Source organism: Rubrivirga sp., assembly GCF_049648075.1.
GTDB lineage: Bacteria > Bacteroidota > Rhodothermia > Rhodothermales > Rubricoccaceae > Rubrivirga.
The window spans coordinates 1-6,761 of sequence record NZ_JBARYR010000008.1 but is presented as its reverse complement, the minus strand read 5'-3'; the positions used below and the strand labels follow the sequence as shown (position 1 = coordinate 6,761).

General features: G+C 68.7%; 5 protein-coding genes. 1 reads left to right on the top strand and 4 read right to left on the bottom strand.

Translation table 11 applies throughout. The annotated features are described in order from the left end of the window. Nucleotides 1-61: 61 nt before the first annotated feature. The 4 genes from WBA11_RS00255 to WBA11_RS00240 form a co-directional block, all read right to left on the bottom strand. On the bottom strand, nucleotides 62-1,450 hold the full coding sequence (locus WBA11_RS00255; RefSeq protein WP_424518728.1) for a hypothetical protein: 1,389 nt from the start codon (nucleotides 1,448-1,450) through the stop codon (nucleotides 62-64). Between the two features lie 85 nt (nucleotides 1,451-1,535). Further along, nucleotides 1,536-2,243, bottom strand: a complete 708-nt coding sequence (locus WBA11_RS00250) for a hypothetical protein (protein ID WP_424518727.1) — start codon at nucleotides 2,241-2,243, stop codon at nucleotides 1,536-1,538. Nucleotides 2,244-2,300: 57 nt separating this feature from the next. Then, nucleotides 2,301-3,731, bottom strand: a complete 1,431-nt coding sequence (locus WBA11_RS00245; protein ID WP_424518726.1) for a hypothetical protein — start codon at nucleotides 3,729-3,731, stop codon at nucleotides 2,301-2,303. 164 nt (nucleotides 3,732-3,895) lie between these two features. Continuing rightward, on the bottom strand, nucleotides 3,896-6,379 hold the full coding sequence (locus WBA11_RS00240; protein WP_424518725.1) for a heme lyase CcmF/NrfE family subunit: 2,484 nt from the start codon (nucleotides 6,377-6,379) through the stop codon (nucleotides 3,896-3,898). Nucleotides 6,380-6,600: 221 nt separating this feature from the next. On the opposite strand from WBA11_RS00240, the gene WBA11_RS00235 reads away from it, so the two are divergent. Then, nucleotides 6,601-6,761: NAD(P)-binding domain-containing protein (locus WBA11_RS00235; RefSeq protein ID WP_424518729.1), on the top strand; the 161-nt coding region annotated here is incomplete at its 3' end.

The window sequence follows — 6,761 nt, the reverse complement described above, 5'->3', positions numbered from 1 at the left end:
GACAAAAAACCGGCCCCCCGCACTAGCAGAGGGCCGGCCGTCCTCGAGGACGAGACCTCGCCTACATCTCGGCGGGTACGAACTGGATCGTGACGCCCACCTGCGGCTGCATCTCCATCCGAGCGAGCTCGCGCTCCGGCGTCACGAAGAACGAGACCGGCGGCCCCTCCGTCGGCTGGGCGCGGACGTGCCAGACGGTCATCCCGTCGATCTCGTCCTGGCCCACGACCTCGAGGCCGAAGGCGGTCTCGCCCTCGCGCGTCGTGACGCTCTTGAACGAGGCGCGGTAGCCCTCCTCGAAGGGGAGCAGCCGGACGACCTCTTGGAGCCACGACGAGTCGAACACTGGCTCGTCGAACGACTGGTCGATGGCCTCCTCGCCTCGCATTCCTGTGACGTCCGTCTCGGAGTAGGTCAGCTCGACCGTCTCGCCGTTGTTGTCGCTCGTGCTCGAGATCGGGCGGAGCGACGGATAGGCCACGACGGTCGTCTCGGTCTGGTTCTGGCCGGCCATCGCGATCTCGAGGGTCGTCTCGAGCGTCGCCGTGCCCGCCTCGCGGTCGACGGTCAGCGTCCGCGTCGCCGTTCCGATGTCCTGCTGCATGGGGGCCACGACCTTGACGGTGTACGTCTCGGTGTAGTCCTCGAGGGCGTCCACCATCAAGCCGTCAGCGCCGGGGCGCAGGTCGACGCCGGGCGTCCGTGCGGCCTCGAGGGCGGCGAGCGCCTCCTCCGTCGTCGGCTCGGTCACCACGACCGTCCCCTCTTGGGGCGAGAACGAGGTCGCGATCAGCTCGCGCGTCCCGTCCGCGATGAGGTACCGCAGGGTGCCGCCTCCGCGGCCCGGCGTCACGGCCTCGACGGCCCACACGGTCACCGTCGAGCCGTCCGTGCGCGTGAACTCCTCCTGGCCCTCGACGCTGACCGCGACGTCCCGCACGCGGCGATCCGCCGAGAACGTGGGGACCGTGGCTTGGTACCCGCTCCGCTGAGGGATCGCCCGTGCGACCAGCGGAACTTGCTCGGGTGTGAACACCGCGCCGTCGAGCGTGATGTCGAACGCGAGCGGCGCCCAGTCGCCACGCCCGTAGGCGCCGGTGACCCGGTCGCCGTCGTACGTCGTGGATCCAGACGCCCCCGAGGTCGTGCGCTGGCGCGACATCGGGGCCATGGTAGTCGCGTCGAAGGTGATGGACGTCTCCCCGACGTTGCCCGCCTGGGGCACGTTGGCGTCGACGTTCATCGTGATCGTGTTTCCGTCGCGCGTCACCTGGTGCGTGATGAGACCGAGGTCCTGGACGGCGGGCTGAGCGATGCGCACGGCCTCGACGTGGGACTCGAAGGTCAAGCCGGTCGTCGTGAGGTCGGAGTGGCCCGGCCGCAACGTGACGTCTTGGGCGAAGGAGGGGGCCGCCACGAGAGCGAGGGCAGCGAGGAGAATGGAGCGCATAAGAGGGGAGAGCAACAAAAAGACCGGCCCGACCTCGAGGTCGGACCGGCCTGAATACGGGCCGAGGGCGTGGGCGGGTCCCGCGCTACTCGTCCGGCGTGATCTCGAGCGAAACGCCGGGCTGCGGCGAGAACCGGGTCGCCAGCAACGCGCGCGTCTCCGGGTCGACGAGGTACGTGAACCCGACCGGTCCCAGGTCGCCCTCGATGACCTGGGCCATCGTGCCGTCAACGTCCTCCTGGCCGCCGACCGTCAAAATGACGTTCGTGACGTCTTCGGTCATCTGCGTCATGAAGGTCGGGACGAGGTAGACGGCGCCCTCGGTGAGCGGGACGCTCCGGGCGATCTCCGCGATCCAGCCGCCGTCGAACACCGGCGTGTCGGTCATGAGCATGACCGTCGTGTTCTCGCCCTGCATCGGCGTCACCATCCCGACGACGCCCTCGTCCATGAACTCGAGCGACGCGTCGGCGGCGCCGCCTTCCGAGTTGTGCGTCAGCGGGAAGAAGGCGGTCGTCGCGACGAGCGAGTCCGTCTGGGTCATGCCCTGCATCGGCACCTCCATCGTAGTGACGCGGACGATCCGGCCGTCCTCGACGGAGATCGACTCCGTCATCGTGCCGACGTCCTGCTGCATCGGCGCGGTCAAGCGCATGGTGTAGGAGCTCGACCCGGCCGTGACCCAGTCGGTCACGAGGGACGGGTCGCCGGGCATGATGGTGACCGTGTCCGCCGGAGCGTCCTGGGCGAAGGCCGGAGCCGCTACGAGGGCGGCGAGAAGAAAGAGGCGCATGGTGTGCTGTGGTGGGTGTGAGCGTGGGGTCAAGATCGCCCTCGAGGGCGACCGGCGTTACTCGGCCGTCATCTCGACGCGGACGCCGGGCTGGGGCGTGAACGCGACCCTCAAGAGATCGCGCGTCTCGGCGTCGACGAGGTACTCGTAGTCGGGAGAGCCCTCCTCTTGCTCCACGATGTTCCAGACCGTCGTCTCTGAGCCGTCGGGGAGCGTGTGGGGCTCTTGGCCCGTGACGGTCAGCGTCGAGGTCGAGATCTCGCCGTCGCCGTTGATCTGGTCGAACGAGGCGACGTAGCCGTCGGCGAACGGGAGCGAGCGGACCAGGTGGCGCGTGACGCCGGGACCGAACGCGCCCTCGAGCTCGCCCTCGATGACGGCCTCAGCGCCGCCCTCCGTCACGACGCTCACCATGCTCCCGTTGGCAAACGTGGTCCGTTCCGTCTCCCCAGGTTTCACCTCGACGCGCGAGACCGGCTCGAGCGACGGGTACGCGACAACCGTCGTGTCCTGCTGGTTCTGACCCGCCTGCGGGATCTGGACGTCGGAGGTGAACGTGAGGCGTCCGTCCTCGAGGGACTCCGTCGTCGTGATCGTGCCGAAGTCCTGGACCATCGGCTCCACGATCTGCACCGTCAAAACGGTGGACTGGGGGCCGACGGCGATCAGGTCCGGATGGCCCGGCGTGAGCCGGTTCGACGATCCCGCGATCCGTGTGGCCTCCGCAGCAGCGGCGGCAGCGGCGGCCTCCGCTCGAGATGCGGCCAGCTCTTCAGCCGAGAGCGGGGTGATCTGGACTGTAGAGCCTTGGGGCGTCGCGACCGTCATCAAGAGCGCTCGCGTCCCCGGATCGACGTAGTGGATGACGGGGCCTGCAGCCGCCATCCCGCCTCCACCGGCTTGCCGAACGGCGACGGCCGAGGCCTCGGTTCCGTTCGGCAGCGTCACGTCCTCCGGCCCGACGACGGTGAGGAGGACCTCCTTGAACCGCTCGGACGCGGAGAACGTCGGGACGACGGCCCGATACTCGGGCTCGAGTGGGAGCGCGCGAATCACGTATCCGAGCGCGGCGGCCGGGAAGACGGGCTGCGAGAGGTCGAACGAGAACGGACTCGCTCGTCCCTCAGGTCCATACGAGCCCGACACGGCCCCGTCGGCAAACAGGACTGTTCCCGTGTCGTCGCCCGACGTCGCGTCATGAGAGAGCGGCGCAAGCGATGGCCACGCCATCCGCGTCGAGTCGCGACCCGAGAGGGCCGCTGCGTTCAGGTCCGACGTGGTGACGACGGTGAGGACGTCGCCCTCGAGCAGGACGCCCTCGGTCACCGTCCCGATTGCGATGGGCGGCTCCACGATGTTGAGCGCGTACGTGGTTGTCTCCGGCGTAAGTGTGGCGACCTCGAGGTCGGGGTGCCCGGGGGACAGCGTGACGGGCTCTTGGGCGAGGACGGGAGCCGCGAAAAGGGCGGCGAGGGCGAGGAGTCGCATGGATGTGGAAGTGCTAAAGTGTTCTGCCTCGCGTCGACGGTCGCAGGGCGTGGGGAGACCTACGGGCGGTACGGAACGAGGTTACACGTCCTCGAGGCCGGTCTAAGGCCTCCGGCGGCATCTTCAAGCGTCGTTCTTCCGAGCGCGTCTGTCTTCGAGGGCCACTAGCGCCGCGATTCGTCCAGGCGCCGCTTAAACGAGACCACGAAGCCGATGCCGAGAATCCCCGTCCCGAGCCACAGCAGGGAGATGAACGGCTTCTCGTAGGCCTGGACCACGATCCACTCTTCCTCTGCCACCTCGGCGCCTTCGAAGACCAAGCGGACGGCGCCCTCTTGGACCTCCATGCCCGCGAACGCGACGCCGAGCCCCCAGTCCGTCGCCCGGTTCTGGACGAACATCTGCTGGCGGCCCTTCGATATCACGTAGACCGGGCGCAAGACGCGCTCCTCGCCCGTCGCCTGGTTCACGATTTCCAAGCGTGCCGCGACGGCGAGGTCCACGGAGTCGGCCGGGACGCTGATCGCGTCGAGGTCGACCTCGAGTTCGTAGTCGGCGAACGTGACGGTGTAGGCGTGGTCCAAGCCGGCGGTCGCGAGCCGGACGGAGTCGCCGCGGGCCAGCGTCGTCTCGGCCGTCGCCTCGGCCGACTCGCTCATGGCGCTCGGGAAGACGGCGACGTAGAGGTCGCGCGTGACGCCCTCGCGCACGTCGGGGTGCTGGATCCACTGGTCGCGGCCGTCCTTGTAGACCACGTTGCGCGTCTGGAACTCGTTGCCGCGGCGGTCCACGACGTCCATCAGGTAGACGGGCCGGCCGTCCTCGTTGACCTCCTGACCGGTGTACGTCCAGCGGTAGCCGTCGGCCGCGACCGTCCGGCCCAGCGGCACGACGACGTTCTCACGGTCCCCGGCCATGTCGGCACCGGCGCCGTCCGAGATCGGGTCGTTGAACACCGACGAGGCGAAGATGCCCAACAGCATCAGCCCGAACCCGACGTGGGTGAGCGAGCCGCCGACCATCTTGGCGTTGCCGCGCCCGACGCGCCACATCACGCTCAGGTTGCCCCACAGCATGAAGAACGACGCGAACAGCAGCAGGAGCAGCAGGAGCGACGTCCCGTGCGTCTCGAAAAACGAGCCCGAGCCGACGAGCGCCGCCTCGGCGATCTGGGTCGCACTCGAGGTCGGCGCGACGACGGTCTCCTGGACGAAGGGCGTCAGCAGGACCACGGCCGCCGTGCTCACGACGGTCGCCAGGACCGGACGGAACAGCACACGGTTGGCGTCCTCGACGGACATCTTCCGCCACCACATCAACTGCCCCATCCCACCGAGGAACGCGATGCCGACGGCGAGGGGTAGCGTCCAGGTGTTGTAGAACGCGATCGGGACGGCGCTCGGGTTGTCGCGGAACAGGTTGCCCAGGATCGGCGCCGACGTGCCCAAGATGATGACGCCGCCGGTGACGGCCAGGAGCAGGGCGCCCGTGAACACAAACGACTCGCGGCTGATCGCGGCCGGCGGCGTGGCCGGGGCGGGCAGGTCGCGCCAGCGCCAGATCAAAAGCCCGAACCCGAGCGCGCCGATCGTCGTGATCCACAGCAAGAGCTGGTTGTAGAGGCCCAGGTCGACGAAGCTGTGGACCGAGACGTCGCCCAGGATGCCGGACCGCGTCAGGAACGTCGAGTAGATGCACAGCTGGAACGCCAGGACGGTCAGCCACAACGCGGCCTTGTGGCCCGCCGCCGTCTTCTTCTGGACCACCATCGCGTGGAGCCCGGCGACGGCGAAGATCCACGGCACCAGCGACGAGTTCTCGACCGGGTCCCAGGCCCACCAGCCGCCGAAGCTCAGGGTCTCGTAGGCCCACCAGCCGCCCATCATAATCGCGACGCCCAGGATGCCGCTCCCCAACAGCGCCCAGGGCAGCGCCGGCCGGACCCACTGCGTGTAGCGCTGCTTCCACAACCCCGCGACCGCGAACGCGAACGGGACCATCAAGAGGGTGAACCCGACGAAGATCATCGGCGGGTGGATCGTCATCCAGGGGTTCTGCAAGAGGTCGTTCAGGCCCTGCCCGTCGGCGGGGACGAAGTTCGGGTTGGCGGCGAACATGGGGGCGTCCGCGAACTTGTCGGCCAAGAGCTCGAACGGGCTCGCTCCGATCCCGACGCCCACGACCTCGAGGCCGACGATCATCGACAGGATGAACGCCTGGCACAGGGCCACGACGGCCATGACGGGGGAGCCGAACACGCGCCGGGCCTCGAGGGCGGGCGCACCGCCGTCGGTCTTGAGCGTCCACCGCGCCAGGATCGCCCCGACGACCGCCGTCATCACGGCCCACAGCAGTAGCGAGCCCTCCTGCCCGGCCCAGAACGCCGAGAACTGGTACCGGAACGGCATCGCCGTCGAGGTCTGCTGGTAGATGTACGCGTACTCGAAGTGGTACCCGAAAAACGCGACCCACAGCATCACGGACGCGACCACGACGCCGACGCCCTGGGCGATCCAACTCCACCGGCCGACGCGGGCCCACGACTCGGAGCCGGGTTTCGACCTCGAGGCGAGCCCGAACGAGACGAGCGCCGCGAGCGACGCCACGAAGGCGACGACGAGCGAGAGGTGTCCGACGATTCCGATCATTGACGTGCGGATTTCAGCCTGGAGTGAAAACTACGTTTCGTCCTCGATCGGTCGTATGCGCGGCCCGTGGATTCGAGGTCGAGGAGTCGGGAATCAGAAGGAGAAGCGCCGTCCCCTCTCGCCGGCGTCCTCGAGGGCGGCGTCTGATTGCGCGACCAACGCGCAGAGGCACCGCGCCGGGCGACGTGCGTACCGATCTCTCCCTCTCAGACCTCACCCGCATGTCCACCCCCCATCTCGGCGTCGTCGGCCTCGGCATCATGGGCCGCAACCTGGCCCTCAACGCCCTCGACGCCGGCGCCGACGTCTCCGGTACCGACCTCGGTGACGACGCCGTCTCCGGCTTCGAGCAGGAAGCCTCGCGCGACGTCGTCGCCACGAC